This is a genomic window from Rhodococcus sp. Chr-9 (assembly GCF_000801125.1).
In the GTDB taxonomy this organism is placed as follows: Bacteria; Actinomycetota; Actinomycetes; order Mycobacteriales; family Mycobacteriaceae; genus Rhodococcus; species Rhodococcus pyridinivorans.
Genome location: NZ_JTIZ01000122.1, coordinates 140,287 through 166,054, shown reverse-complemented (window position 1 = coordinate 166,054; position 25,768 = coordinate 140,287). Strand labels below are relative to the sequence as shown.

General features: G+C 69.3%; 23 protein-coding genes and 3 pseudogenes. 6 read left to right on the top strand and 20 right to left on the bottom strand.

The window, feature by feature from the left end:
- Positions 1 to 2 precede the first annotated feature (2 nt).
- From proB to QR64_RS19815, 9 genes are all read right to left on the bottom strand, one after another.
- Positions 3 to 1,106 carry a glutamate 5-kinase gene (gene proB / locus QR64_RS19855; protein WP_006551186.1) on the bottom strand — a complete coding sequence of 368 codons (1,104 nt, stop codon included), beginning with the start codon at positions 1,104 to 1,106 and terminating at the stop codon, positions 3 to 5.
- Between the two features lie 51 nt (positions 1,107 to 1,157).
- Positions 1,158 to 2,615 (bottom strand): GTPase ObgE, encoded by a 1,458-nt coding sequence (obgE, locus tag QR64_RS19850; RefSeq protein ID WP_019289071.1) that lies wholly within the window; start codon positions 2,613 to 2,615, stop codon positions 1,158 to 1,160.
- 140 nt (positions 2,616 to 2,755) lie between these two features.
- Positions 2,756 to 3,019 carry a 50S ribosomal protein L27 gene (gene rpmA / locus QR64_RS19845; RefSeq protein ID WP_006551184.1) on the bottom strand — a complete coding sequence of 88 codons (264 nt, stop codon included), beginning with the start codon at positions 3,017 to 3,019 and terminating at the stop codon, positions 2,756 to 2,758.
- A 36-nt stretch (positions 3,020 to 3,055) separates the two neighbouring features.
- Positions 3,056 to 3,367 carry a 50S ribosomal protein L21 gene (gene rplU / locus QR64_RS19840; RefSeq protein WP_006551183.1) on the bottom strand — a complete coding sequence of 104 codons (312 nt, stop codon included), beginning with the start codon at positions 3,365 to 3,367 and terminating at the stop codon, positions 3,056 to 3,058.
- 234 nt (positions 3,368 to 3,601) lie between these two features.
- The gene (locus QR64_RS19835; protein ID WP_039586917.1) at positions 3,602 to 6,898 is read right to left on the bottom strand and encodes a translation initiation factor IF-2 N-terminal domain-containing protein; all 3,297 of its coding nucleotides are present in this window, start codon (positions 6,896 to 6,898) and stop codon (positions 3,602 to 3,604) included.
- 445 nt (positions 6,899 to 7,343) lie between these two features.
- Entirely contained in the window at positions 7,344 to 7,763 is a 420-nt protein-coding gene (gene ndk, locus QR64_RS19830) for a nucleoside-diphosphate kinase (RefSeq protein WP_006551181.1), read from the bottom strand.
- Positions 7,764 to 7,772: 9 nt separating this feature from the next.
- Complete coding sequence (locus QR64_RS19825) at positions 7,773 to 8,183, bottom strand: DUF4233 domain-containing protein (protein ID WP_006551180.1); 411 nt, start codon at positions 8,181 to 8,183, stop codon at positions 7,773 to 7,775.
- On the bottom strand, positions 8,180 to 9,601 hold the full coding sequence (folC, locus tag QR64_RS19820; protein WP_006551179.1) for a bifunctional tetrahydrofolate synthase/dihydrofolate synthase: 1,422 nt from the start codon (positions 9,599 to 9,601) through the stop codon (positions 8,180 to 8,182). Before folC ends, QR64_RS19825 begins: the two co-directional genes overlap by 4 nt.
- A complete protein-coding gene (locus tag QR64_RS19815; protein ID WP_039586915.1) occupies positions 9,598 to 12,258 on the bottom strand; it encodes a valine--tRNA ligase in 2,661 nt (886 codons plus the stop codon). The genes folC and QR64_RS19815 overlap by 4 nt, the downstream gene beginning before the upstream one ends.
- Positions 12,259 to 12,440: 182 nt before the next feature.
- On the opposite strand from QR64_RS19815, the gene QR64_RS19810 reads away from it, so the two are divergent.
- On the top strand, positions 12,441 to 12,806 hold the full coding sequence (locus QR64_RS19810; protein ID WP_006551177.1) for a hypothetical protein: 366 nt from the start codon (positions 12,441 to 12,443) through the stop codon (positions 12,804 to 12,806).
- A 32-nt stretch (positions 12,807 to 12,838) separates the two neighbouring features.
- Here QR64_RS19810 and QR64_RS19805 read toward each other — a convergent pair whose 3' ends face one another.
- Entirely contained in the window at positions 12,839 to 14,833 is a 1,995-nt protein-coding gene (locus QR64_RS19805; protein ID WP_039586913.1) for an alpha/beta fold hydrolase, read from the bottom strand.
- Between the two features lie 125 nt (positions 14,834 to 14,958).
- Here QR64_RS19805 and thiD point away from each other — a divergent pair, with 125 nt between their 5' ends.
- Positions 14,959 to 15,750, top strand: a complete 792-nt coding sequence (thiD, locus tag QR64_RS19800) for a bifunctional hydroxymethylpyrimidine kinase/phosphomethylpyrimidine kinase (protein ID WP_039586911.1) — start codon at positions 14,959 to 14,961, stop codon at positions 15,748 to 15,750.
- 22 nt (positions 15,751 to 15,772) lie between these two features.
- Here the strand turns inward: thiD and QR64_RS19795 are convergent, their stop codons facing one another.
- The 10 genes and pseudogenes from QR64_RS19795 to QR64_RS19755 all read right to left on the bottom strand — a co-directional run bounded on the left by QR64_RS19795 (position 15,773) and on the right by QR64_RS19755 (position 22,361).
- Positions 15,773 to 16,378: a GNAT family N-acetyltransferase gene (locus QR64_RS19795; RefSeq protein ID WP_006551174.1), complete on the bottom strand. Its 606-nt coding sequence runs from the start codon at positions 16,376 to 16,378 to the stop codon at positions 15,773 to 15,775.
- A 74-nt stretch (positions 16,379 to 16,452) separates the two neighbouring features.
- Positions 16,453 to 17,581 (bottom strand): winged helix DNA-binding domain-containing protein (locus QR64_RS19790; protein WP_235367253.1); only part of this gene is annotated, 1,129 nt, incomplete at its 3' end.
- Between the two features lie 59 nt (positions 17,582 to 17,640).
- Positions 17,641 to 17,866, bottom strand: a pseudogene (locus QR64_RS28265) (heme-dependent oxidative N-demethylase subunit alpha family protein); the annotation flags it as partial.
- Position 17,867: 1 nt separating this feature from the next.
- The coding region (locus QR64_RS28260) for a heme-dependent oxidative N-demethylase family protein (RefSeq protein ID WP_268814377.1) at positions 17,868 to 18,560 on the bottom strand (693 nt) is incomplete at its 3' end.
- 24 nt (positions 18,561 to 18,584) lie between these two features.
- Entirely contained in the window at positions 18,585 to 19,061 is a 477-nt protein-coding gene (locus tag QR64_RS19780) for a dimethylamine monooxygenase subunit DmmA family protein (RefSeq protein WP_039586906.1), read from the bottom strand.
- Complete coding sequence (locus QR64_RS19775; protein WP_084222377.1) at positions 19,058 to 20,083, bottom strand: heme-dependent oxidative N-demethylase family protein; 1,026 nt, start codon at positions 20,081 to 20,083, stop codon at positions 19,058 to 19,060. Before QR64_RS19775 ends, QR64_RS19780 begins: the two co-directional genes overlap by 4 nt.
- On the bottom strand, positions 20,080 to 21,075 hold the full coding sequence (locus QR64_RS19770; protein WP_006551169.1) for a PDR/VanB family oxidoreductase: 996 nt from the start codon (positions 21,073 to 21,075) through the stop codon (positions 20,080 to 20,082). The genes QR64_RS19775 and QR64_RS19770 overlap by 4 nt, the downstream gene beginning before the upstream one ends.
- Positions 21,075 to 21,587: a dimethylamine monooxygenase subunit DmmA family protein gene (locus QR64_RS19765; protein ID WP_230809554.1), complete on the bottom strand. Its 513-nt coding sequence runs from the start codon at positions 21,585 to 21,587 to the stop codon at positions 21,075 to 21,077. The genes QR64_RS19770 and QR64_RS19765 overlap by 1 nt, the downstream gene beginning before the upstream one ends.
- A gap of 8 nt (positions 21,588 to 21,595) precedes the next feature.
- Positions 21,596 to 21,973, bottom strand: coding sequence for a cupin domain-containing protein (locus QR64_RS19760; RefSeq protein WP_006551167.1), 378 nt, complete (start codon positions 21,971 to 21,973; stop codon positions 21,596 to 21,598).
- A gap of 196 nt (positions 21,974 to 22,169) precedes the next feature.
- Entirely contained in the window at positions 22,170 to 22,361 is a 192-nt protein-coding gene (locus QR64_RS19755; protein ID WP_152640982.1) for a hypothetical protein, read from the bottom strand.
- A gap of 22 nt (positions 22,362 to 22,383) precedes the next feature.
- Here QR64_RS19755 and QR64_RS19750 point away from each other — a divergent pair.
- From QR64_RS19750 to QR64_RS19735, 4 genes and pseudogenes are all read left to right on the top strand, one after another.
- Positions 22,384 to 22,938, top strand: a pseudogene (locus tag QR64_RS19750) (hypothetical protein); the annotation flags it as partial.
- Positions 22,850 to 23,251, top strand: a pseudogene (locus QR64_RS28255) (acyl-CoA dehydrogenase family protein); the annotation flags it as partial. The pseudogenes QR64_RS19750 and QR64_RS28255, both read left to right, overlap by 89 nt.
- Positions 23,252 to 23,431: 180 nt before the next feature.
- Positions 23,432 to 24,811, top strand: a complete 1,380-nt coding sequence (glnT, locus tag QR64_RS19740) for a type III glutamate--ammonia ligase (RefSeq protein ID WP_039586902.1) — start codon at positions 23,432 to 23,434, stop codon at positions 24,809 to 24,811.
- A gap of 44 nt (positions 24,812 to 24,855) precedes the next feature.
- On the top strand, positions 24,856 to 25,743 hold the full coding sequence (locus tag QR64_RS19735; protein WP_039586900.1) for a glutamine amidotransferase: 888 nt from the start codon (positions 24,856 to 24,858) through the stop codon (positions 25,741 to 25,743).
- Positions 25,744 to 25,768 lie beyond the last annotated feature (25 nt).

The following is a 25,768-nucleotide window of genomic DNA, read 5'->3' as shown; positions in this document are numbered from 1 at the left end:
TCTCAGACCACCCGGACGAGGTCGTCGGCGTGCACGACGGGTCGCTGGAGATCCGGCGGCAGCTGACCGGTCGAGAAGCCGATCATGAAATCGAGTTCGGACGCGTCGTAGGCCACCACCCCGCGCGCGACCGTGCGGCCGTCGGGCGCGACGATGCCGACGACGTCGCCGGCGTGGAAACCGCCACTGGTGCCGGTGATTCCGGCGGCGAGCAACGAGCGTCGCCGCTCCATCACGGCCCGCACGGCACCCTCGTCGAGATAAAGCGAACCGTGGACGTCGGCGGCGTGCCGCACCCAGAAACGCCGCGCCGACAGACGCTGTGGGCGGGCCGCGAAGGCCGTGCCGACGTCGGCGGCGCCCAGCGCACGATCGGCCTGGGAGGCCGCGGCGAGCAGCACCGGCACGCCGGAGTCCGCCGCGAGACGGGCCGCGGACAGTTTCGACGCCATGCCACCGGTGCCCAGCGCGCCGCCCGACCCGGCGACCACACCGTCGAGATCCTCGGGGGTGCGGACCTCGGGGATGAGGTTCGCGGAGCCCTTGCGGGGATCCCCGTCGTACAAGCCGTCGACGTCGGACAGCAGGATCAGCGCGTCGGCGCCGATGAGATGCGCGACGAGTGCAGCGAGCCGGTCGTTGTCGCCGAAGCGCAGTTCGACGGTCGCGACGGTGTCGTTCTCGTTGACCACCGGCACCGCCCCGAGCGAACGCAGCCGGTCGAGGGTGCGTTGCGCGTTGCGGTGCTGAGTGCGCCGGCCGATGTCGTCGGCGGTGAGGAGCACCTGGCCCACCGTGCGGTCGTAGCGGGCGAAGGAGGTGCCCCAGGCGTGGGCGAGGGTGAGCTGCCCGACGCTGGCCGCGGCCTGCTTCGTCGCGAGATCACGCGGCCGACTCGTGAGACCGAGCGGTGCGAGCCCGGCACCGACCGCACCCGAGGAGACCACGATGACACTCGAACCCGTGCGGATGCGGGCCTCGATGGCATCGACGAGACGATCGAGCCGGCCACGGTCGAGTCCACCCACCAGGCTCGTGATCGCCGACGAGCCGATCTTGACCACTACGCTGCGGGCGTGGGAGACGACCTCCCGGGTGTCGCTCATGTTCTCCTCGGTACGCTTCGGGTTTCCTGAACGGTGGGGGCGCGCGGACGGTTACTCGAACTCGTCGTCGGTGGCCAGGCCGCGGCGCACCTTCTTCGCGTGGCGACGCTCGGCAGCGCCGACGCGGTCGACCTGGTCGAGACGGGCATCGGTGCCGCGACCGGTGGGCACGACGTCCACGCCGGCCTGCGTCTGCGGTTCCCACTCGAAGCCGACCTCGCCGATGGTGACCCAGCATCCGGGCTCCGCGCCGAGCTTGACGAGCTTGTCCTCGACGCCGAGACGGGCGAGTCGGTCGGCGAGGTAACCCACGGCCTCGTCGTTGTCGAAGGCCGTCTGGCGCACCCACCGCTCGGGACGGGTGCCCCGCACGATGAATCCGCCGGGCACCTCGGGATCGCGGACCACGGTGAAGGCCTCCTCGTCGCGGGCGACGGGACGGATCACCGGGCGGGTGGGCGCGGCCGGCGGATGCGCCGCCCGGTACTCGTCGACCATCCTCGCGAGGGCGAACGTCAGCGGACGCAGGCCGTCGCGGCTCACGGCCGAGATCGTGAAGACCGGCCAGCCACGGGCCTCGAGTTCGGGGGTGACGAACTCGGCGAGTTCTTTCGCGTCGGGCACGTCGGCCTTGTTGAGGATGACGATGCGGGGGCGCTCGGCGAGGTCGCCGAGTCCGCTGTCGCCCGACAGCGCAGGCTGGTAGGCGGCGAGTTCGGCCTCGAGCGCGTCGATGTCGGAGATCGGGTCGCGGCCGGGTTCGAGGGTCGCGCAGTCGACAACGTGCGCGAGCACGGCGCAGCGCTCGAGATGACGGAGGAAGTCGAGGCCGAGGCCGCGACCCTCACTGGCGCCGGGGATCAGGCCGGGCACGTCGGCGACGGTGAAGGTCGTGTCGCCCGACTGCACCACACCGAGATTCGGCACGAGGGTGGTGAACGGGTAGTCGGCGATCTTCGGCTTGGCGGCCGACAGCACCGACACGAGCGACGACTTGCCGGCCGAGGGGAAGCCCACGAGGCCGACGTCGGCGACGGACTTCAGTTCGAGGACGAGGTCGAGTTCCTCGCCTTCCTCACCGAGGAGCGCGAAGCCGGGGGCCTTGCGTGCCTTAGACGCGAGTGCGGCATTGCCGAGACCACCGCGACCGCCGTGCGCGGCGACGAAACGCGTGCCGGTGCCCACGAGGTCGGCGAGGATGCGGCCGTCGCGGTCGAGTACGACGGTGCCGTCGGGAACCTTCAGGACGAGGTCGCCGCCGTTGGCACCGTTGCGGTGGCCGCCGGCGCCCTGGGCACCGTTGGTCGCCTTGGCGTGCTGGTGGAAGTGGAAGTCGAGCAGGGTGTGGACGTTCCGGTCGACTTCGAGGACGACATCGCCGCCGTTTCCTCCGTTACCGCCGTCGGGGCCGCCGAGCGGCTTGAACTTCTCGCGGTGGACGGAGGCGCAGCCGTTGCCGCCCTTGCCGGCGCTGACGTGCAGCACCACCCGGTCGATGAAGCGGGACATGGGTGGACCTTCTCTCGTCCTAAAAAACGAACCTGGTGATCAACGCAACAAGGGCGGGTCAGGGTGTGCGACCCTGGCCCGCCCCTATTGGGAGTATGTCGCGGGAGCTGGTCCCGCGGTGTCCGTTACCGGACGGCAGATCAGGCGTCTGCCGCAGCCGGAACGATGTTGACGGTCTTGCGACCGCGCTTGGTACCGAACTCGACGGCACCGGCCGCGAGGGCGAACAGCGTGTCGTCGCCGCCGCGTCCCACGTTCACGCCGGGGTGGAAGTGGGTGCCGCGCTGGCGCACGATGATCTCGCCGGCGTTGACGGCCTGGCCACCGAAGCGCTTGACGCCGAGTCGCTGTGCGTTCGAATCGCGACCGTTACGGGAGCTGGATGCGCCCTTCTTGTGTGCCATGACGAACCCTCCTGGGGTTGAAGCTCGAAGCTCGGTTTACTTGATGCCGGTGACCTTGACGACCGTCAGCTTCTGACGGTGGCCCTGGCGCTTGTGGTACCCGGTCTTGTTCTTGAACTTGTGGATGCGGATCTTCGGGCCCTTGGTGTGCTCGACGATCTCGCCGGTGACCGAGACCTTGGCCAGCTTGTCGGCGTCGGTGGTCAGTTCGGATCCGTCGACGACGAGGACCGGGGCAAGCGAGACAGCAGCGCCGGGCTCACCCTCGATCTTCTCGACCTTGACGAGGTCGCCTTCAGCGACCTTGTACTGCTTACCGCCGGTCTTGACGATCGCGTACGTTGCCATCGGACGGCTACCCCTTGCTTCTTCGAACGTGCTCGCGCCACAGTGCTGCGGACGCGACTGGTCTGGTGTGGTTGCTGACTCGGGTCCCGCCGGCATCCTGAATCCGGACGCGGCTGGGCACTATCGCCGAGTAGCGACTGAACAAGATTACGGGAAGGTGACTCCCAGGGTCAAACCGGGTGGCACGGTAGTGCCCGCTTCCGGGCCGGTCGTGACCGGCCCGGAAGCGGAGGGTCACGCTTCGGCGTCCACCGGAGGTCCGGCGGGGCGCCCTGCGGCACGCCGCGAACGCGGTCGCCGCACGATCTCCACCGGCGTCTCGACCGGTGTGCTCGGCCGGGAGTCCGACTCGGCCCCCGTGGACGACCCGGTCGTCGCGGGGACGACGAACACCTTGGCTGTAGGCCCACCGTCCCCGGCGGGCGCTGCGGCCGCCCGGGCGACCCTGCGTGCCCGACGGCGACGCGGAGCCGGTCCTGCGGCCTCGACGGAAGCCGCTCCGTCGGTGCTCTCCCCTGCGCCGGAGACGGCCGTCTCGGACACGGCAGCCTCGGGAACAGCGGTCTCCGCGACCGCGGCTTCGGCTGCTGCGACCTCTGCCTCGATCTCGGCGGGCTCGTCGGAGGCGGTCGTCACCGTGGTGGCGTCCTCCCCTGCGACGGGCTCCTTCGTCGGTGCGGCGACCTTCTCGGGCTCGACGGCCCGCAGCGGCTCGGTGACCTTGACCGGGTCGACGTCGCCCGCAGGTGCGGACGCCGCCTCGGATGCGGTCACGGTCGCTGCCGGCTCTGCAGCCGGAGCGTCCGCGGCCGGTGTCGAGTTGTGCGCGGCCATCGCGAGCGCGACGGGGTGCGCGGCACGCTTGACGACCTCTTCGGGCGACGGCGTCGTGTGCGTCTCGGCGGCGGGCTCCTGCGAACTCTTGTCGCGTCCACGCTTACGCCGCGAACCACCGCCGGACGAACGACCGGAGTCGTCCGAGGACTTCGACTCGATCGGCTCCGAGTGCACGATGAGGCCGCGGCCGCTGCAGTGCTCACAGGTGGTGGAGAACGCCTCGACGAGACCGGTCCCGAGCCGCTTGCGCGTCATCTGGACCAGGCCGAGCGAGGTGACCTCCGAGACCTGGTGGCGGGTGCGGTCCCGGCCGAGGGCCTCGGTCAGGCGACGCAGCACGAGGTCGCGGTTCGATTCGAGCACCATGTCGATGAAGTCGACGACGATCATGCCGCCGATGTCGCGCAGGCGCATCTGGCGGACGATCTCCTCGGCCGCCTCGAGGTTGTTGCGGGTGACCGTCTCCTCGAGGTTGCCGCCGGACCCGGTGAACTTGCCGGTGTTGACGTCGATGACGGTCATCGCCTCGGTGCGGTCGATGACGAGCGTGCCGCCGGACGGCAGCCACACCTTGCGGTCGAGAGCCTTCGCGAGCTGCTCGTCGATGCGGTGCGCACCGAAGACGTCCACCGAGTTCTCCGAGCGGTAGCGCTCGACGCGCGGCAGCAGGTCGGGTGCGACGGTCCGGATGTAGCTCTCGACGGTGTTCCACGCCGAGTCGCCCTCGATGACGAGCTTGGAGAAGTCCTCGTTGAACAGGTCGCGCACGACCTTCACGAGCAGATCCGGCTCCTCGTAGAGCGTCTTCGGCTGGCCCGATGCGTCGGCCTGCAGCTTCTCGGACTGCTCGCGGATCGACTCCCACTGCGTCTGCAGGCGGGTGACGTCGCGCGAGAGTTCCTCCTCGCTCACGCCCTCCGCGGCGGTACGGATGATCACGCCCGCCTCGGAGGGGACGATCTCCCGGAGGATGTCCTTGAGTCGCTTGCGCTCGGTGTCGGGCAGCTTGCGGCTGATGCCCGTCGACGAACCGCCCGGCACGTACACCAGGAAGCGTCCGGCGAGGCTGATCTGGGTGGTCAGACGTGCACCCTTGTGACCGACCGGGTCCTTGCTGACCTGCACGACCACCTGGTCGCCGGGCTTGAGGGCCTGCTCGATCTTCCGGGAGTTGCCTCCGAGGCCCGCGGCCTCCCAGTTCACCTCACCGGCGTAGAGCACGCCGTTGCGGCCACGGCCGATGTCGATGAACGCCGCCTCCATGGACGGGAGGACGTTCTGCACGCGACCGAGGTAGATGTTGCCGACCATCGACGCCGAACCGGAGGTCGTGACGAAGTGCTCGACGAGGATGCCGTCCTCGAGCACCGCGACCTGCGTCATGCCCGCGTGGGAACCGCCCGTGCGTTCGCGCACGACCATGACCCGGTCGACAGCCTCGCGGCGTGCGAGGAACTCGGATTCGGTGAGGATCGGGGGCCGGCGGCGACCGGCCTCGCGACCGTCGCGACGACGCTGACGCTTCGCCTCGAGGCGCGTCGAACCGCTGATGCCCTGGACCTCGTCCTTGGCGCGGCTCTTCGGACGCGGCTCCCGCTCGTGGACGACCGTGGGAACCGAGTCGTCGTCGGTGCTCGCGGTGTCGGTGTCGGAACCGCGACGGCGACGGCGACGGCGACGACGACGGGACGTCCCCCCGCCCTGCTCGTCGTCGGTGTCGTGCTCGTCGCTGCTCTGCTCGTCGCCCGAGGCGGACTCGTCGGAGGTGCTCTCCTCGGTGCCGGCGGTCTCCTCGGCGGGAGTCTCCGCTGCGGTGGACTCCGCTTCGGCGGACTTCTCCGTCTCCGCGGCCGCGGACTTCTCCGTCTCCGCGGCGGCGGACTCGGAGTCCTCGCCGGTCGCGGTCGTCTCGTCCTGCTGGTCGGTGTCGGTGCCGTCCCCGCGTCCACGTCCACGACCGCGACGTCCGCGTCGGCGGCGACGCGGCTGGTCGTCCTGGTCTTCGTCCGCCTGGTGCGACGGCGCTTCCTCGGTGGACTCGGCGGCCGGCTCGGCGGTCTGCTGCTCGTCCTCGGCCGGTGCCTGCTCGGTGTCCTTTCCGCGGCGTGCGCGCCGGCGACGCGGGCGGGTCTCCTCCTCTCCCTCGGCAGGCGAGGGTACCTCGGGCTGGAGGAACAGCGGTGCAGCGACGATCGGCTCGGCCGTGGTGGACGGCTCGGGCATCTCGAACAGCGGCGTGCTCTGCTCCACCGACGTGAACAACCCGGTGGGTCCTCCGACGGAGGGGATCTCGACGGCCTGCGGTGCGGTCTCGTCCGCGGTCTTCTCGGCGGGTCGCAGCTCGTCGCTCTCGACCGGCTCGGCCTCGGGAGCCGTCTCCGCCACAGCTTCGGGAGCTGTCTCGGCTGCAGCTTCGGGAGCCGTCTCGGCTTCCTGCACGGCGGGCTCGGCCGTGCCCGTGTCGTCGCTCAACGCAGCGTGCAGGTCCTCCGCGACGTCGCGTGGGAGGGTCGAGTGCGCACTGCGCAGCTCGGTGCCGCGCTCGGCGGCTTTCGCAATCACCTGCTTACTGGTCAGCCCCAGCAGCTTGGCGAGGGCATGGACGCGGATCTTGGCAGGCAGACCGAGGAGGTTCCGTCCCCCTGCGTCCGACGCTTCGATCGAGTTGTTCTCCGGCGGCTCTTGATCGGCCACGTAGGTCTCCTAAGGCCCCCGGGCGCGTCCACCACCGACAACAGCGATGTGAGCGGCCACGCGGGGGCGCAGCTTGTGTACTCGCGCCGGGTGGGCGCGAGTCCTTCCGGTCTCGCATCGCGCGGTCGTCCGGTGCCCGTTTTCACTGCACGGCCGAGCAATGCCTGGCTTGATCGCGGGTCGAGCGCCGGAACATCCAGCGTGCCGCCGAGCGAGGTGTCTCCTTCGTCCTCGGCCACAGCGATGTCGGGCATCGATCCGTGATGTCGTTCGGCCGCTCCGCACGCGGTGTGTGCGGAGCAACCTCTGCCAGTATCCCACACGGAGATGCACGGATACGCCAACGGCGCCCCGGAGGGCGCCGTCGGCGGTGTCGGGAGGCGCGAAGCGCGACGCCCCGAGAGGTTTCGTGAGCGACACGCCAGGCGCCGCTCGTGCGGGGCTGTTACTTCGCAGCCAGGGCGGGGAACCAGAGAGCGATCTCGCGCTCGGCGGACTCCACCGAGTCGGAGCCGTGGACCAGGTTCTCGCCCGGGTCCAGGCCGAGGTCGCCGCGGATCGAGCCGGGCACGGCCTTCTCGACCGGATCGGTGCCACCGGCGAGTTGACGGAACGCCGCGATCGCGCGCGGGCCTTCGAGGACCGCGGCCACGAGGGGGCCGCCGGTAATGAACTCGATCAGCGAGGGATAGAAGGGTTTGCCCTCGTGCTCGGCGTAGTGCGCTCCGGCGACCTCCTCCGTCGCAGTGCGCAGCTCGAGAGCCACGATGTCCAGCCCCTTGCGCTCGATGCGCGAGAGGATCTCTCCGACGTGACGGCGTGCGACGCCGTCGGGCTTGATCAGTACCAGGGTCCGCTCAGTCACGCGACAAGCCTAGAGGTCGTCCCGCTGGCCCGGCAGCAGACCCCTGGATTCGCGATCCCTGATGTCCTTGCGCAGGTAGAAGATGTACGCCCACACCGCGGCGAAGAGCACACCCACCGCACCGAACGCGAGGTCGACGAAGAAGCCGAGCACGGCGAGCACCTGCAGCGTGATGTTGAACGGGATCGCCCACGACTTCTTCTGCACCCCGGCTCCGAGGAACATGAGAACGGCGAGGCCCACGACGTAGGTCGTCGACCACGCGCTCAGTCCCCCGCCGACGGTCGCGATCACCGGCAGCACCAGCAGCACCACGATCGCCTCGAGCACGAGGGTTCCCGCCATCACGCCGCGGAAGCCCTTCCAGGGGTCCGTCGTCGGCGGCCGGAACTTCTGTTCCTCCGGCTTGTCGTTGCTCACGCGGGATCCTTTCCGAACAGACTGCGGGCCGCACCTGCGGTCACCACCGAACCGGTGACCACGACCCCGGCGCCCGACACCGCTTCGCCGGGCTCGCCGACCTCCTCCGCGATCGCGATCGCGGTTTCGATCGCATCCGGGAGCGTCGCCGCGGTGACGACCCGTTCGTCGCCGAATCGGGCGACGGCGATGTTCGCGAGATCGTCGACGTCCATCGCTCGCGGCGACCCGTTGTGGGTGACGACGATCTCGTCGAAGACCGGTTCGAGCGCCTCGATCAGACCTGCGACGTCCTTGTCGGCCATCACGCTCACGACGCCCACGAGCTTGCGGAAGTCGAATTCCTGGGCGAGCGCGGCCGCGAGGGCCTTCGCGCCGTGCGGATTGTGCGCGGCGTCGAGGAAGACGGTGGGCGCATTGCGCACCCGCTCGAGCCGGCCCGGCGTGGTCACCGACGCGAACGCGTCGCGCACCGCCTCGACATCGAGCTGCTTGCCGGGGCCCGCCCCGAAGAACGCCTCGACCGCGGCCAGCGCGACCGACGCGTTGTGCGCCTGGTGCTCGCCGTGGAGCGGCAGGAAGATGTCGGTGTAGAGACCCCCGAGACCCTGCAGGTCGATCTGCTGTCCGCCGACGGCGACCGCACGCCGCACCACCGCGAACTCCGATCCCTGACGGGCCACGGCCGCGTCGGCCTCGACGGCCTGCCGCAGCAGCACGTCCATCGCCTCCGGTTCCTGCTGCGCGATGATCGCCACGGTGTCGCGGGGCACGAGACCGTCGTCGGGTGCCTTCTTGATGATCCCGGCCTTCTCCCCCGCGATCTCCGTGAGGGTGTCGCCGAGATAGCCGGTGTGGTCGATGCCGACGGGCGTGATCACCGCGACCTGCCCGGTGACGACGTTCGTGGCGTCCCACCGTCCGCCGAGACCGACCTCGACGACCGCCACGTCGACGGGTGCATCGGCGAACGCCGCGAACGCCATGGCCGTGGTGACCTCGAATTTGCTCATCTTCGGGCCACCGGCCGCCTCGGACTGCTCGTCGATCATCCGGACGTACGGTTCGATGTCGCGGTAGGTGTCGACGTAGGTCCGCGGCGAGACCGGCGCGCCGTCGATGCTGATCCGCTCGGTGGCGAGCTGCAGGTGCGGGCTCGTCGTCCGGCCGACCCGGTGGTGCATGCGGGTGAGCAGCGCGTCGATCATCCGGGTTGTCGACGTCTTGCCGTTCGTGCCGGCCACGTGGATCGACGGGTAGCTGTTCTGCGGCGAGCCGAGGATGTCCATGAGCGCGGCGATCCGCGCCAGGGACGGCTCGATCTTCGTTTCCGGCCAGCGCTTGTCGAGCTCGGCTTCGACGAGCGTCAGTTCGGCCAGGTCCACCGGGGACGGCGCCCCCGGGGTGTCGGTACTCACGCCGCGCCCAGCTCCTTCAGTCGTGCGGTGATCCGTGCGATCTCCTCTTCCGCGATCTGCTTGCGACCGCGGATCTTCTCGACCACCTGATCGGGTGCCTTCGCGAGGAAGGCCTCGTTCGACAGCTTCGCGGAGGTGCCCGTCAGTTCCTTCTCCGCGGCGGCGAGATCCTTGCGCAGGCGCGCGATCTCGGCGCCGACGTCGATGCTGCCGGAGGTGTCGAGCTCGACGGTGACCGTCGCGCGGCTCAGCCGGACCTCGATCGACGCGGTGGCCGAGAACGAGTCCTCCGGCGCGGTCAGGCGCGCGAGCGACTGCACGGCCGGCACCTGCGCGACGAGATCGGCGTCCTCGACACCGACGAGCCGGGCCGCGACCTTCTGCGACGGCTTGAGACCCTGGTCGCTGCGAAACCGGCGGATCTCGGTGACGAGCCTCTGCAGGTCGGCGACCCGCCGCGCCGCGGTCTCGTCGGTGGCGATGCCGGACGTCTCGGGCCAGGACGCGATGACGACGGACTCGCCGCCGGTGAGCACCTTCCACAGGGTCTCGGTGACGAACGGGATGACCGGGTGCAGCAGGCGCAGCAGCTGGTCGAGGACGGTGCCGAGCACAACCTTGGTGCCGTCGGCGTGGGCGCTGCCCTCGGCGAGCTGGACCTTGGCGAGCTCGAGATACCAGTCGCAGACCTCGTCCCACGCGAAGTGGTAGAGCGCCTCGCACGCCTTCGAGAACTCGTAATGATCGAAGGCCGCGTCGACCTCGGTCCGCACCTGCTCGAGGCGGTCGAGGATCCACCGGTCGGCGTCGGCGAGCTGCTGGCGGGCCGGGAGCTCGCCGATCACCGCGCCGTTCATCAATGCGAACTTGGTCGCGTTGAACAGCTTGTTCGCGAAGTTGCGCGACGACTGGGCGTGGTCCTCACCGACGGCGAGATCGCCACCCGGGTTCGCGCCGCGCGCCAGCGTGAAGCGCAGGGCGTCGGCGCCGAAACGCTCGACCCAGTCGAGCGGGTCGATGCCGTTGCCGCGCGACTTCGACATCTTCTTGCCGAACTGGTCGCGGACGAGGCCGTGCAGGAACAGATCCCGGAAGGGCACCTGCGCCTGGTGCACCGCGTCGTCACCCGACACGTAGGTGCCGAACATCATCATGCGGGCGACCCAGAAGAACAGGATGTCGTAACCGGTGACGAGAACGCTGGTGGGATAGAACTTGTCGAGCTCGGGGGTCTTCTCCGGCCAGCCCATCGTGGAGAACGGCCACAGGCCGGACGAGAACCACGTGTCGAGCACGTCCGGGTCCTGCTCCCAGCCCTCGGGCGCGCTCTCGTCGGGGCCGAAGCACTCGACCTCGCCGTTCGGGCCGTACCAGATCGGGATGCGGTGACCCCACCACAGCTGACGCGAGATGCACCAGTCGTGCATGTTGTCGACCCAGTCGAACCAGCGCGGTTCCTGGCTCGCCGGGTGGATGACGGTGTGGCCGTTGCGCACCGCGTCGCCGGCAGCCTTGGCGAGCTTGTCTACCTTGACCCACCACTGCATCGACAGCCGCGGCTCGATGGTCTCGCCGGACCGCTCGGAGTGGCCGACGCTGTGCAGGTAGGGGCGCTTCTCGGCGACGACGCGGCCCTGCGCGGCGAGTTCCTCGCGGATCGCGATGCGCGCCTCGAAACGGTCCATGCCGTCGAAGCGGGTGCCGGAGTCGGCGATACGACCGGCCTTGTCCATGATCGTGGGCATCGGCAGGTCGTGCCGCAGGCCCATCTCGAAGTCGTTGGGGTCGTGCGCAGGCGTGATCTTCACTGCGCCCGTACCGAATTCGGGGTCGACGTATTCGTCGGCGATGATCGGGATCTGCCGGCCGGTGATCGGGTGCTCGAGCGTCGTGCCGATGATGTCCTTGTAGCGCTCGTCTTCGGGGTGCACCGCGACGGCGGTGTCGCCGAGCATCGTCTCCACACGAGTGGTAGCGACGACGACGTGCGGCTCGTCGTCGTTCAGGGAGCCGTAGCGCAGGGAGACGAGTTCGCCCTCGACCTCCTCGAACTTCACCTCGATGTCGGAGATCGCGGTCTGCAGCACGGGCGACCAGTTGACCAGGCGCTCGGCCCGGTAGATCAGCCCCTCGTCGTAGAGGCGCTTGAACATCGTCTGTACCGCGCGGGACAGCCCCTCGTCCATGGTGAAGCGATCGCGCGACCAGTCCACACCGTCGCCGATGCGACGCATCTGGCCCTGGATCATGCCGCCGGACTCGGCTTTCCACTGCCAGACCTTCTCGATGAAGGCCTCGCGACCGAGGTCCTCCTTCTTCTTGCCGCCGGCGGCGAGCTGCTTCTCGACGACGGTCTGGGTGGCGATGCCGGCGTGGTCCATGCCGGGCAGCCACAGCACCTCGTAGCCCTGCATGCGCTTACGGCGGGAGAGCACGTCCATGAGGGTGTGGTCGAGGGCGTGACCCATGTGCAGGCTGCCGGTGACGTTCGGCGGCGGCAGGACGATCGAGTACCCGGGCTTGTCGCTCGTGGGGTCGGCCTCGAAGTAGCCGGCGTCGACCCACTGCTGGTAGAGCTCCGCTTCGACGGCGCTGGGGTCCCAGCTCTTGGGAAGGGCGTCGGCGGGGTTCTGCGAGTTCTCTGGCGCACTGGTCACCCGTCAATCGTAAGCGTCGCGGCGAACCTCCTGGACACGGGCCACGACAGAGATGGACAAGGGTCGCGACAGAGCCGGACAGGGGTCGCGACAGAAGAGTGTGGCCCGCTCCCCGACCGGGTATCGCAGTGCCGGGCGGCCGAATGCGCGGACGCCGAACGGACAGGACGGAGGACACCGTCATGATGCGGGCATTGATCTTCGCTGCAGGTGCGGCCGCGGGATTCGTCGCGGGGACCCGGGCGGGGCGCGAGACCTACGACAAGATGCGGGGGCGTTCGAACGAGCTGTGGCACAACCCGGCAGTGCAGGAAAAGGTCATTCCTGCGGTACAGGACAAGGTGACGGAAGCGGCCGGCGTCGTGAAGGAGAAGGCACCGCACCTCCAGGAGACGGTCGGTGGTCTCGCCGAGAAGGTCACCCATCGCGGCGGATCGGGTCAGCACTCGGCCGGTTCCGGTTCCGCGACGAGCGAGTCGACACCGGCCACCGACGAGCCCACGCGTCCGCCGGTCTCGCCGGGCGACCGGCCGCGCCCGCCCGAATAGCGAGGCAGTAGACCCCGAGCGGACGTCCTCGGTCAGCCCAGCTCGTCCGGCAGGTCGAGCGGGCGACCGAGCACGTGCTCGGACAGGAACGCCTCGACGGCCCGGTACCAGATCTTCGAGTGCTGAGGCTTCAGCACCCAGTGGTTCTCGGACGGGAAGTACAGGAAGCGGTGGACGGTGGTGCCGTCGTCCTCGGCGGGTCGACCCGATTCGTTGAGCAGCTCGTACCACAGGCGCAGGGCTTCGCCGATCGGGACGCGATAGTCCTTGTCGCCGTGGATCACGAGCATGGGCGTGACGATGTCGGCGACGAACAGGTGCGGTGAGTTCTCGACCGCCATCTCCGGGGTCATCTCCCGCTGCCAGTACCAGGCAACGTCGGTGGTCGGGGTGAACTGGTCCAGCGCCCACAGACCCGCGTGGGTGACGACCGCGCGGAACCGGTCGGTGTGCCCGGCGATCCAGTTGGCGAGATATCCACCGAACGATCCGCCCATCACCGCGGTCCGCTCCTCGTCGATATCCTCACGCGCGACCGCGGCATCCGTGACGGCCATCAGATCGGTGTACGGTTCGTTCCCCCACCGACCCCAGCCACGCCGCACGAAGTCGTCGCCGTAGCCGGTGGACAGTGCGGGATCGGGCAGCAGCACCGCATAGCCGCGGGCGACGAGGAGCCACGGGTTCCAGCGCCACGACCAGGTGTTCCAGCTGCTCAGCGGACCGCCGTGCACCCACAGAAGCATCGGCGCGGGGTCGTCGGCAGACGCCGTGTGCGGAAGCGCGAACCACGCCCGCAGCGGCGTGCCGTCGGCGGCCTCGGTGGTCAGTTCCTCGAGACGTCCCGGCAGTTCCGGAAGCGCAGCGGGAGCACGTAGCGGCGTGACGGTGCCGGCGTCCGGTCCGGTGAGGTCGATGCGCACGGGGTGCGGCGGCGCTTCGTAGGAGGCCCGCAGCGCGTATGCCGTGCTGCCGTCGGGCGCGATACGGACGTCCGTGTAGGCGGCGTCGTCCGAGGTGAGGTGGTCGGGCTGTGCGGACCCGAGCCTCTGCACGAACACCGGCGCGCGACCGTGATCGTCGGCGGTGAGCACGAGACCGGAACCGTCGGGCAGCCAGGTGACGGAAGTGGGACGTCTGTCCCATTCAGGGGCCTCGATGGTCGTGGTTCCGCTCGCGATGTCCAGGACGCGGACGGTGATCTGCGGCGGGTTCTCCGCGTCGCCCATCGATTCGTGCAGGTAGGCGAGCTTCGTCCCGTCGCGCGAGATCGACGGGTGCGTCGCGTCGCCGGTCTCGTCGTCGACGAGCGGGGTGCGCAGGCCGGTGCCGAGATCGACCCGCACGAGCGTGACCCGGCGCGAGGCGAGCGGACCGGGGACCACCCAGGTCGCGGCGGCGAACGAACCGTCGGCAGCGATGTCGACGGAGCCATCACGCAGCGACCCTCGGATCCCGGGCGTGAGGTCGGTGAACCCGTGGCCGCAGTTGTCCGGGACGAGCAGGTGCGGCTGGTCGGGTCCGAGATCGTGGTCCCAGTAGCGCACCGGATAGCCCGTGTGCAGCACCGCGGTGACGACCTTGTCCTTACGGGCGTCCCGGATCCGTTCGTCGTCGGACTCGCTGTGGCCGAGGACGGACGCGACGAGGACGATCCGGTCGGCCTCGGATGCCGCGTGCACCGATGCGAATCCACCCTTGCGGGATCCGACCTGCTCGGCCTCGCCGCCCGCTGCGGGCAGTCGCCACAGCGACACCGGCGGATCGTCCTTGCCCCGGGCGGCGGTGAACAGCAGGTCGCCGGACGCGGTGAAGGTCGGGTTCGATTCACCCGTGGTGCCGTGAGTGAGGCGTCGCGCCGGGGCGTTGCCTTCGGGATCCACCTCCCACAAAGCCTCGGTGTACGAGGTGGCCTTGTCGTCGAGCGTCGACTGCGTGATCACCAGGCGATTCCCGTCCGGGGACATCGTGAGGGAGGTGACGCGAGGAAGCGCCAGGTAGTCGTCGAGCTCGTGGAAGGCCGTCATGCCTGGACGATATCGGGAGCGGCGGTGGGCGGTCCGCAAGGTGGCACCGAGTTCGTCTGTAACCTGGTCGTTCGGCGGGTACATCCCGTGGCAACGCCGTCACCCAGTCCGAACGGAGCACTCACATGGTCGACCTCGCATACGTCATCGCCGGCTCGGAAGCGACCGGTGGCGCCGGTCTGCAGGTCGACCTCAAGACGTTCCAGCAGCTCGGTGTGTACGGGGTGGGCACCACGACGTGCATCGTCTCGTTCGACCCGAAGAACAACTGGGGCCACCGCTTCTTCCCCGTCCCGGCCGACGTGATCGCCGAGCAGATCGAGGCCGCCACCGCCGCCCACAATCTCGACGTGGTGAAGATCGGCATGCTGGGCACGCCCGCGACGATCGACGTCGTCGCCGAGGGACTCGAGAAGCAGGACTGGCGGCACATCGTGCTCGACCCGGTCCTGATCTGCAAGGGCCAGGAGGCCGGCGCGGCCCTCGACACCGACAACGCCCTGCGCGCGCAGGTGCTCCCCCACGCCACGGTCGTCACCCCGAACCTGTTCGAGGCACGGACGCTGTCCGGGATGGACGAGATCACCTCGGTCGACCAGCTCATCGAGGCGGCGCGTCGCATCCACGACCTCGGCCCGAAGTACGTCGTCGCGAAGGGCGGCGTCGAACTCGACGGCGAGGACGCCGTGGACGTGCTGTTCGACGGCTCCGAGGTCACCCTCCTGACGGCACCGAAGGTCGGCAACGAGCGTGTCTCCGGCGCCGGCTGCACCCTCGCCGCCGCGATCACCGCCGAACTCGCGAAGGGCGCGTCGGTCGCCGACGCCGCGGCCCGCGCGAAGGATTTCGTCACGACCGGGATCAAGGGCCGCGTGTCCGCCAACACCCCGTTCGACACCGTCTGGCAGGGCGCCTGATCCGAAGGCGGGAAGCATCCCGTCAGCGCGGCTGCCGCCACATCCCCCACAGGGTCGGCCCACCACCGGGGATGACGATGGCGCGGGTGACCTCGAACCCGAACCGCTCGTAGTAGGGAACGTTCGATTCCTTGCTCGACTCGAGGTAGGCGGGGGCGTGTTCGGCGTCGGCGCGGTCGAGGCCGGCCTTCATCAGGGCTTTGCCGAGGCCGGTCCCCCGCGCATCAGGTGAGGTGCCGATCGTCGACAGGTACCAGTGCGGTTCGTCCGGATGCGCCGCGTCGAGGGTGACGTTGACCTGCCCTCCCCGCTTCATGTAGCGGCCGAGCGCGGCGTAGAAGCCGGGCAGGAGGCGGAGGGAGGTCCACGCATCGGTGCGCCATCGTCCGGGCGGCGCCCACATCGCCGCGCCTCCGACGGTCCCATCGGACTCGGCGATGTCGGTGGCTCCCAACGGCACCATGTGGTGGCGGGCGTCGGCGGCGAAGAAACGGGTCATGCGGCGGATACGGTGCTCCTCGTCCGGGAACATCCACGCGAAGACCGGATCGTCGAAGAACGCCTCGGCGATCACCCGAGCGAAGACCGGAATGTCGCGGCGCGTGGCGGTTCTCGGTTCGACGGCCATGTCGGCAGCCTACGACGAAGACGTGCCCGACGACCTGCCTTCCGTCGCCAGTTCCTTCGCGAGGGGCGTGGGGNCCCCACCCAGCCAGTCGTCGAGGCGGGCGGCTTCCTCGCGTAGCACCGCGGTTCCCTCGGCGCCGATGTCCTCGAGCAGATGCAGGCTCACCGCTCCCGTGTCGGTCTGCCACCACGTGCCGACGATCCGTCCGTCCCACCAGGCGGTGGCACCGCCGTTGCCGTTGGAGTCGAACAGCGCCTCCTTGTACGGCCCGAGATACCACTCGCGTTCGGTCCACCCCATGACCGTGGGGTCCAGACCGGGCAGCAGTGCACCCCACGGTTCGACGGGAGCGGGCTCGTCCACGTCGTCGGCCAGGAGGTAGCCGGGACGGCCGTCGAGATCGACCTCCACCACGTCGAGTTCGGCGAGGGCCGCGCGGACGGCAGTGAGGGTGGAGCCGAGCCACCATTTCAGATCCCCCTCGGTGCCGGGACCGAATGCGCGCAGCCACATCCGCACGAGTTCGCGCACACCCGTCGCCTCGTCGACGGGGTCGACGGCCGAGCCCAGCCACGACTCGGTGGTCGTCCAGGTGGGGCGCGAAACCCGCCACGACCCCTTGTTCGACGCCCGGACCACTTTCCCCTCGGCGGAGAGCACCGTGAGCACGCGAGGCGCGAAGGTGACCGGCCCACCCCAGGATTTGCCGGCACCGAACTCCAGCGCGCCGTCGAGGAGCGGGATCTCGGCTTTGAGCTCGCTCGATGTCGCCTCCCGCCCGTCGGCCAGGGCGGCGAGGATGTGGCGGCTCACCTCGTCGAGCCAGCTCTCGCCGTCGTCGTGCAATCCGGCCTTCACGACGTCCTTGACGACCGTGCGCCGTTGTGCGGCGGCAACCCGGGCGCTCGCCCCGGCCTGCACCACCGGGAGGGTGCCGAGCGGGACGACGAAGACGGTGCGCCGCATGGCCATGTGTTTGACCATGGTGCGGTCGTCGTAGAGCGCCCTGTCGAGGTCGGCCACGGTGAACCCGTCCACACGTGCCCACGCCGACAGGTAGACGGTCGCCGGGTCGGTGCCGTGCAGGCACACCAGGGACGTCGCCGCGTCGACGGCGTCGGGGGCGCGGTGGGCGGGATGCAACCGGTGCCGGACGGCCAGTCGTGCCCGGCGTTCGTCCACGTCGATCCTGGGTGCGGCCATGGCCGTCATCGTAGGACCGGCCACCGACCTCGGGCGCGCGGTGAAGGGGCCCCGCGGCCTCAGGCTGCTCGTTCGCGCAGCCAGGCCATCGCCTCCATCCGGTACTCGTCGATGCCCTTGTACTGCGCGATCTCGCGCGGCAGCTCCTCGACGATGTCGGCGAGCTGGTACGCCCACTGCGGGTAGGCGGCGATCTCGGCGAGGGGTGCCATGTAGGTGCGGATGTTGAACACGATCGCACCGGTCGTCGGCAGCCGGATGAGGTGCTCGAGTTCGATGCGCAGCNCGTCTCGAGGCTCGTGTCGCGGCGCCGCGAGCCGACGGCCGAGAAGGTCCAGTTCACCCGTCGGTAGGGCTGGTCGGCGGTGAGCCGGCGCAGGAACTGCTCGGCCCGGTCGGTGACCCCGTCGCGCGTGAGACCGGGTACGGGACGGTGGATCTCGTGCATGCTCATGCCGATGTCGAACTTCACCGACCAGTCGGCGGAGGAGGTCACCACGGCGGCGTCGAAGTAGAGGTGGCCGTCGCGTTCGGTGACGAGCAGGACGTCGTCGGGGATCTGGCAGGCGACGAACACCAGCGGGTGTTCGGGCAGCGTCTCCGGATCACCCGGGACGAAGGTGCAGTCGATTCCGAGAGGTTGGTTGCGCCAACGGTATCCGGATCCGAGGCGGTCGAGGGTCATGAGGTCGGGATACGACGCGGCCATCTCGCGGAAGTAGAACATCAGCAGGTCCCACGAGGCCGGGGTCATGTGCGGGAGGTAGCGGACCCGGTGCGGGTCCCGCTCGAGGATCCCCTGTCGCAGGGCCATCATCTCGACGTAGTCAGGTCCGAGGTCGACGATGTGTTCGCCCCAGCCGCCGGCGAACGTGTCGACGCGGCGGCGGGCGGGTTCGACGTTGACCCCGTAGCGGAATCTGTTCTCACCTTCGAGAAAAGGCCACGGGAGATAGGACAGGTCGCTGGTAACGGTCACATTCGGTCCTTCCGGTCGGTTCTGTCAGGCGACGGCTCCGAGATAGGTGCCGTGGTGACTCGACAGGTGCGGGCGGATCTCGAGGGAGATCCCGCACCCGGCGCACGAGATCCTGTCGCCGGGTCGCGCGTCGGCCCGCTGTGTCGTCTCGCAGTGGGGGCAGAAAACCGTCAGCGTCACCGTCGACGTGACGTAGGTGATGAGTTCGCAGGGCAGGGCGCCGGCCTGCCGGGCGGCGGCGGTGTAGGCCATGGCCTCGGCGGCCGGACCGGCGACGAGGATGCGTGATCCCGCCCGCAGCGCGGCGACCGCTTCGGCGGCGCGACCGGGTGTCGGGTCGTAGAGGGCGGCGGCGTCGCGTCCAAGTTCGGAGGCGTCGGCCACCCAGTGCCGCACCGCCTTTCGCGCGAGTTCGCAGTCGCTCGCGGCGAGGACGAGGAAGGCGCGACCGGCACGGTCGAGTGCAGGTGGGTCGCCGTGGACGAATCCGGAGGCCTTCACGTCCGCACACCCCCGTAGGTGCGGAGCCAGCGCACCCCCGGTTCGCGGGTGCGGGTGATGCCCTTGTAGTCGGCCATATCCTCGGGCAGCTCCTCGAGGACACGGCACAACCGCTCGGCCCATTCCGGTACGCGGGCGATGTCCTCGAAGGGCAGCAGGTAGGTGCGGATGAGGAACATGATCGCGCCGGAGACACCGAGGCGCACGAGGTGCTGGACCTCGACGCGCAGGTTCAGCCGGCGCCCCACGTCCTCGAGCGGCCCCTCGGCGAGCAGCCGCCGGTCGCGTCCCCACACGGGATAGGTCTCGGTGGACTGGTCGAGGAGGCGGTCGACGCTGAGCGACCAGTTGGTGCGGCGGTACTGCCGGCCGGGCTGCAGGCCCATGAGGAACTGCTGGGCGCGCGGGATGACCCCTTCGGTGTGCACGCGCGGGACGGGCCCGTGGATCTGCAGGAAGCTCATGCCGACGTCGAAGCGCAGCGACCAGTCGGCGGCGAAGGTCACCAGTCCGGCGTCGCCCCAGAGGGCACCCTCACGCTGGTCGAGCAGCACGACGTCCTCCTGGAGGTGCCTGCCGACGAACAGCAGGGGTGGTTCGGGCAGGGTGGACGGATCACCGAACACGAAGGACTGTTCGACGCCGAGTGCCTGGTTGGTGAATCGCCGGGCCGCACCGTCCCCGTCGAGCGAGAACGTCTCGGGGTGGGCGTCGGTGAGCATCCGCATGAGGGTGAGCATCGCGTCCCACTGGGCGATCTCCATGTGCGGCAGAGCCTGGAACCGGGTGGGGTCCTCGGCGAGGATGCGGGTGCGTTCGGCGAGATCCTCCCGGTACCGGCCGTCGACGTCGACGGGGTGGGTCCCCCATCCCCCGACGGGTGTCTCCACGACACTGCCGGCGGGTTCGACGTTGGTGCTGTAGCGGTAGGTGTCGCGGGGGAAGGGGAACGGGAAGCGGGCGATGCGGTCGGGGATCGCCGCGCTGTCGCCGAGGGCCTCGAGGTCGATCGTGGTACTCACAGATCCAGCTCCAATCGGGGTCCGTTCGCGCGGGAGACGCACGGCATGAGGCAGTCTCCGGCCTCCTTCTCGGCGGCGCCGAGATACAGGTCGCGGTGTTCGATGTCGCCGCTCACCACGGGCAGCCGGCACTCCCCGCACACGCCCTGACGGCAGAGGCTGGGGACCGCGATGCCGCGGGATCCGAGCGCTTCGAGGAGGCTGACACCCGAGGCGACGTCCACGTCGACGCCGCTGCGGGTGAGGTGTGCGGTGAACGGTTCGCCGGGGTCGAGGTCGCCGACCCCGAAGTGCTCGTAGTGCACGCGGGCGCCGGGCCAGCCGGCGCGACCGGCACGGTCGGTGAGTTCGTCGATGAGCGCAGCCGGGCCGCACGCGTAGAGGTGGGTGCCGATCGGCTGGTCCAGCAGCGCGGGTCCCATATGCTCCCAGAAGCCGTCGCGGCCGGTGTGGAGGTGGAGGCGGTCGCCGCACAGCTGCTCCAGGTCGTCGAGGTGGGCGGCGTCGCCCTCCCGGTGGACGTAGTGCACCTCGAACGAGCGGCCCCACTGCACGGCGGCGCGGACGTGGGACAGGATCGGGGTGACGCCGATTCCGCCGGCGACGAGCAGGTGGTGCCGCGCGGTGAGGACCGGGGCGAAGGCGCTGCGCGGGGTGCTCACCTGCACCCTGTCCCCCGCTCGCAGGGAGTGGATCCAGCGGGAGCCACCGCGGCCGTCCTCCTCGAGCCGTACGGAGATGCCGTAGTGGTCGGGCTCGAAACCGGGTCCGGTGAGGGAGTAGGAGTTCCGGCGGGATTGCCCCTCCGGCCCGGTTCCGCAGGTCACGACGATGTGACTGCCCGGGGTGAAGGAGGGCAGGAGTGCGCCGTCGGACGCGACCAGCCGCATGTGCCGCACGGTCGGGGTCAGTGCGGTGACCTCGTCGACCGCCAGCACCAGGCCGGCGTCGGACGGCACGTTCGTTGCGGGGCTGTCGGACATCAGGGTCATCAGCGTTCCTCCGCGTCGATCATGTAGCCGAGGTAGGCCGCGTGGTGACGCGAGACATGGTGGTAGACCACGAGTTCCGCGCGGCAGTTCGGGCAGGTGGTGCACCGGCCGACCTCGACGTCGGCGAGATGGGTGGTGTGACAGTGTGCGCAGTAGACCGCGCGGTCGGCGGTGTCGATCGGGACGGGCATGATCTCCTCGTCGACGAGCCCGCCGGCCACCGCCACGGCCCTTGCGGCGAGGACGGCGGCCTCGGATCCGACGAGGACGAGTCGGCAGCCGACCCGGGAGGCGTCGAGCTGCCGTCGGAGGACGCGGGCAGCTGTGTCGCCCCACTCGGCGGGCAGACGCATCCAGTCCACCCGCCGACCGTCGAAGGACAGCAAGAGATTCCGCGCCTGCTCGGCGGCCTCGTCGCCGAAGGACAGGATCGTGAAGGTCCGTCCCCCGCCGGCGATGCTCCGTTCCTCGTCCCACCTCGGCACACTGGTGGTGTCCATACAGACGTTCACGGCATCTCCTAGGGCGCGAAGGAGCGGAGGCCGACGTAGAAGGCGAGCGCGCCTTCGGGGGTGGTGAAGCGGATGCGGGATCCCTTGGGGAAGAAGATCGCGTCGTACGCACGGGCGATCTCGACCTGGCCGGTGTCGAGGTTCTCGAGGCGGAACTCGCCGTCGAGGACGACCTTCATCTCGTCGTATTCGTAGGTGTAGTCGAGGGGCGCCTCGGTGGGTTCGAGACGGAAGTAGCCGGAGGCCATGGGGCAGCCTTCGGGATTCGGGTGGACGTCGTCGATGTAGCCCTTCGTTCCCGGGAACTCGTCGACCGACATCTGCGGGAGGTTCTTCCAGAAACCGGAGGTCACTCGGAATGCGGGCACGGTGGTGGTCTCGGACATGGCAACTCCTCAAAGGGAAGGAATGCGCGAACGCGCGGTGTGCAACGAGAACGTCGATCGCTGACGTGAAACAGACGATAATGGGAAGAAACGCAGCGATGGTTGCAGTTCTGTTAACGCGCGTAACCGATTCCTCTCGAGGGCAAGGGAATCCGGACCCTCGAGGAGGTTCCCCGGAACCTGGACGGAACATCCGTCAGCGGCCGGGATCGAAGAGGGCGCGATGCCAGATACGCGTGACGATCTCGGCGGCCCGTTCGAGCGGTATGGGCGTCTCCTGCAGGGCGTCCTGCGCGTACCAGACGTAGGCCGACCCAGCGCGGGCGGATCGCCCGGTCCGACTCCGGTGCCGTCGCCCGGCTGCGCGCCGCGGGCTCGTCGGGTTCAAGCCGACCACCGGATCGTGCGCGGACGAACGGGGTTTCCGCGCGATGACTGATTTCGTCACCGCCGGCCCGCTGGCCTGGACGGTGGACGAAACCCGCATCATGACGGAGATCCTCGCCGAGACGACCTTCGAACGCACCGCGGTGCGGCACCGGCGGATCGCCTTCTTCCGGCGCCCGGACGGACGTCCGGTCGATCCCGCGGTCGCCCGCACCGTCGAGACCGTCGCCGGAATCCTGTCGGATCTCGGGCACGAGGTCGTCGAGACCGACATCCCGATCCAGGGGTGGAACGAGATCTTCGGGCCGCTCGTGCTCGACGACGGGCTGCGCGAACGCGCCCATCTGCTCGACGATCCGGAGCTGCTGACCCCGCTACGAGCGGGCGAGTCCGCGAGCCGCGATGCAGCTGGCCAGCGCCGAGGTCGCCGGTGCCCGCGGGCACTGGACGGATTCCGCCTCCGCATGGACGATTTCCAGCACCGTTGCCGTCAAGGGCATCGACACCCTGAACGGTACCGAGGTCGACGACCCCTACTTCTCCGACTGCGAGTTGCCCGCCGACTCGGTGGTCGGTGAGGTCGGCCAGGACTGGTCCCAGCTCATGCCCGGGCCGGCGACCGAGCGGCTGATCCTCGCCGCCCAGATGCTCGGCGTCGCCGAACGTGCCTTCGACGACCTCTAGGGTCTGGCGCGGGCGTCGTCGATGGCCAAACTCGAGGCGACGGAGGTCGCCAAGAACACAGCCCTCGAGTGCATGCAGATGATGGGCGGCTACTCCACTGAGTTCGACATGGTGCAGCACGTGCGCGCGGCCCTCGGCGCGACGATCTACGGCGGAACCAACGAGATCCAGCGCGACATCATCGGGAACTCGTTCGGTCTCCGATAGAACCCTNCGGGACGGTCCTTCGACCGTCCCGCCGCTGTTTGTCGTTCGCATACAGGGCGGTTTCCACGCCAAGCGTCACCGCAATCTCACGGTTGCGTAACACGCCCGTCATGGATACCGTGTTTCCTTCTATTCGACAGCGATTCCTACAGTGAAACTTCGTCGAACCGAGGAGCCCCCATGACGCTGGAAGCCACCGACACATCCGTGCTGCGCCTCCCGTCCACGAACGGCCGGTCCCCCGAGACCTCCGGCACCGCCGGTCTGGCCGAGCTCGCACACGCGACCGGCACCCGCTACATCCTCGCCGTCTTCACCACCCTGTCCGGAAAGCCCTGCGCCAAGCTCGTTCCCGTCGAATCCGTCGACGAGCTCGAGACCGAGGGCGTCGGATTCGCCGGCTACGCCGCCGGGTCGATGGGCCAGGTCCCGAAGGATCCCGACCTCGTCGCCATCCCCGATGCCGCGTCGTTCACGCCCATCCCGTTCGTGCGCGAAGGCCTCGCTCTCGTCCACTGCGACCCGCACGTCGAAGGCAAGCCCTGGCCGTACGCGCCGCGCGTGATCCTCAAGTCCGTACTCGCGCAGGCTGCCGCACTGGGCCTCGAGGTCAACGTGGGCGCCGAGATCGAGTACTTCCTCGTCAACAAGGACGAGAACGGAACGCTGCGCACGGCCGACGCGCTCGACACCTCCCGCCAGCCCTGCTACGACGCCCGCGACGTCACCCGCATGTACGAGCACCTGACGTCGATCTCGTCGGCGATGAACACCCTCGGATGGGGCAACTACGCCAACGACCACGAGGACGGGAACGGCCAGTTCGAGCAGAACTTCCAGTACGCCGATGCCCTGACCACCGCCGACCGGGTCGTCACCCTGCGCTACCTGATCTCCGTGCTCGCCGAGCAGCGCGGCATGACCGCAACCTTCATGCCCAAGCCGTTCGCCGACCGCACGGGATCGGGCATGCACATGCACCTGTCGCTGTGGAGCGACGGCGTCTCTGCCTTCCCCGACGCATCCGACCCGCACGGCCTGGGCCTGTCGAAGACCGCCTACTCGTTCATCGCCGGCATCCTCGAGCACGCCTGCGCTCTGCAGGGCGTCATCGCGCCGACGGTCAACTCCTACAAGCGAACCGGTGCAACCAGCACGTCCTCCGGTGCCACCTGGTCGCCGCGCTACGCGACCTACGGTGGCAACGACCGCACCCACTACCTGCGGGTCCCCGACTCCAACCGCGTCGAACTGCGCGGCGGTGACGGTTCCGCCAACCCCTATCTCGCCACCGCCGCGACTCTCGCTGCCGGCCTCGACGGCATCGAACGCAACCTCGACCCCGGGACTCCCGGTACCGGCGGTTCCACGGAGACCCTGCCGATGACGCTACTGCACGCGATGGACGCCCTCCAGGCCGATCCGGTCGTCTCCGGCGCTCTCGATTCGGCGGGCGCGAGTGTCACCGATTACTTCGCCTCACTCAAGCGCGAGGAGTTCTTCCACTGGCACAACACCGTGACCCCGTGGGAGATCGACAGCTACCTGACCGCCTTCTGAGAAGTCTTCGCTACTTCCCTACCCATCGAACAGGAGAGACGACCATGTGCGGAATCGTCGGACTTCATCTGCGGGACACCTCGCTCGAACCCCGACTGGGCAGCCTGCTCACCGGAATGCTCGGGCAGATGGTGGACCGCGGACCGGATTCGGCGGGCGTCGCCGTCTACGGCAACCCGGTCTTCTCCCCCGCCGGGGAGTCGTCGGTCTCGGTACTCGATGCCCCCTCGGATCTCGCCACGATCGTCGGCGACGCACTGGGCGTGACCGTCGGTGCACTCGATCTCGCACCCACCACCGTGCTGCACGCCCCCGTCCCCGCCACTCTGCTCGCCGACACCGTCCGCGCCCTGGCACCCACTGCGACCGTCATCGGCTTCGGTGACGACGTGACCGTCCTCAAAGGAACCGGCGATCCGCGCATTCTCGCCGAGAACTTCGGCCTGCCGACCGCATCCGGATGGCAGGGTGTGGGCCACACCCGAATGGCCACCGAATCCGCCGTCACCGCTGCCGGATCACATCCCTTCGCCGTGGGACCGGACCAGTGCCTCGTGCACAACGGCTCGTTCTCCAACCACCTGTCGATCAAGCGCGAACTCGAGGACGAGGGGGTGGTCTTCGACAGCGAGAACGACACCGAGGTCGGCGCGCGCTTCGTTGCCAAGCACCTGGCGGAGGGCGCGGATCTCGAGAAGGCGTTGCGCCTTCTCGGCGAACGTTTCGACGGGTTCTACACCCTACTGGTGTCAACATCCGATTCCTTCGCCGTGGTGCGCGATCCGATCGCCTGCAAGCCCGCGATCGTCGCCGAGTGCGACGCCTACGTCGCCATGGCCTCGGAATTCCGCGCTCTGGCAGGACTTCCCGGCATCGCCGACGCCCGCATCTTCGAACCCGAACCGGACCGGGTCTACGTGTGGCAACGCTGAAGGTCGCCACAACCCCCGATTCCGC

Bases quoted from the DNA above. Each gene is read 5' to 3' on its own strand.
- obgE (WP_019289071.1), bottom strand. From the start codon at position 2,615: ATGTCCCGCTTCATCGACCGGGTGGTGCTGCACGTCAGCGCCGGCAAG.
- proB (WP_006551186.1), bottom strand. From the start codon at position 1,106: ATGAGCGACACCCGGGAGGTCGTCTCCCACGCCCGCAGCGTAGTGGTC.
- glnT (WP_039586902.1), top strand. From the start codon at position 23,432: ATGACGCTGGAAGCCACCGACACATCCGTGCTGCGCCTCCCGTCCACG.
- rpmA (WP_006551184.1), bottom strand. From the start codon at position 3,019: ATGGCACACAAGAAGGGCGCATCCAGCTCCCGTAACGGTCGCGATTCG.
- QR64_RS19770 (WP_006551169.1), bottom strand. From the start codon at position 21,075: ATGACCCTGATGTCCGACAGCCCCGCAACGAACGTGCCGTCCGACGCC.
- QR64_RS19795 (WP_006551174.1), bottom strand. From the start codon at position 16,378: ATGGCCGTCGAACCGAGAACCGCCACGCGCCGCGACATTCCGGTCTTC.
- QR64_RS19735 (WP_039586900.1), top strand. From the start codon at position 24,856: ATGTGCGGAATCGTCGGACTTCATCTGCGGGACACCTCGCTCGAACCC.
- QR64_RS19805 (WP_039586913.1), bottom strand. From the start codon at position 14,833: ATGACGGCCTTCCACGAGCTCGACGACTACCTGGCGCTTCCTCGCGTC.
- rplU (WP_006551183.1), bottom strand. From the start codon at position 3,367: ATGGCAACGTACGCGATCGTCAAGACCGGCGGTAAGCAGTACAAGGTC.
- QR64_RS19810 (WP_006551177.1), top strand. From the start codon at position 12,441: ATGATGCGGGCATTGATCTTCGCTGCAGGTGCGGCCGCGGGATTCGTC.
- QR64_RS19760 (WP_006551167.1), bottom strand. From the start codon at position 21,973: ATGTCCGAGACCACCACCGTGCCCGCATTCCGAGTGACCTCCGGTTTC.
- thiD (WP_039586911.1), top strand. From the start codon at position 14,959: ATGGTCGACCTCGCATACGTCATCGCCGGCTCGGAAGCGACCGGTGGC.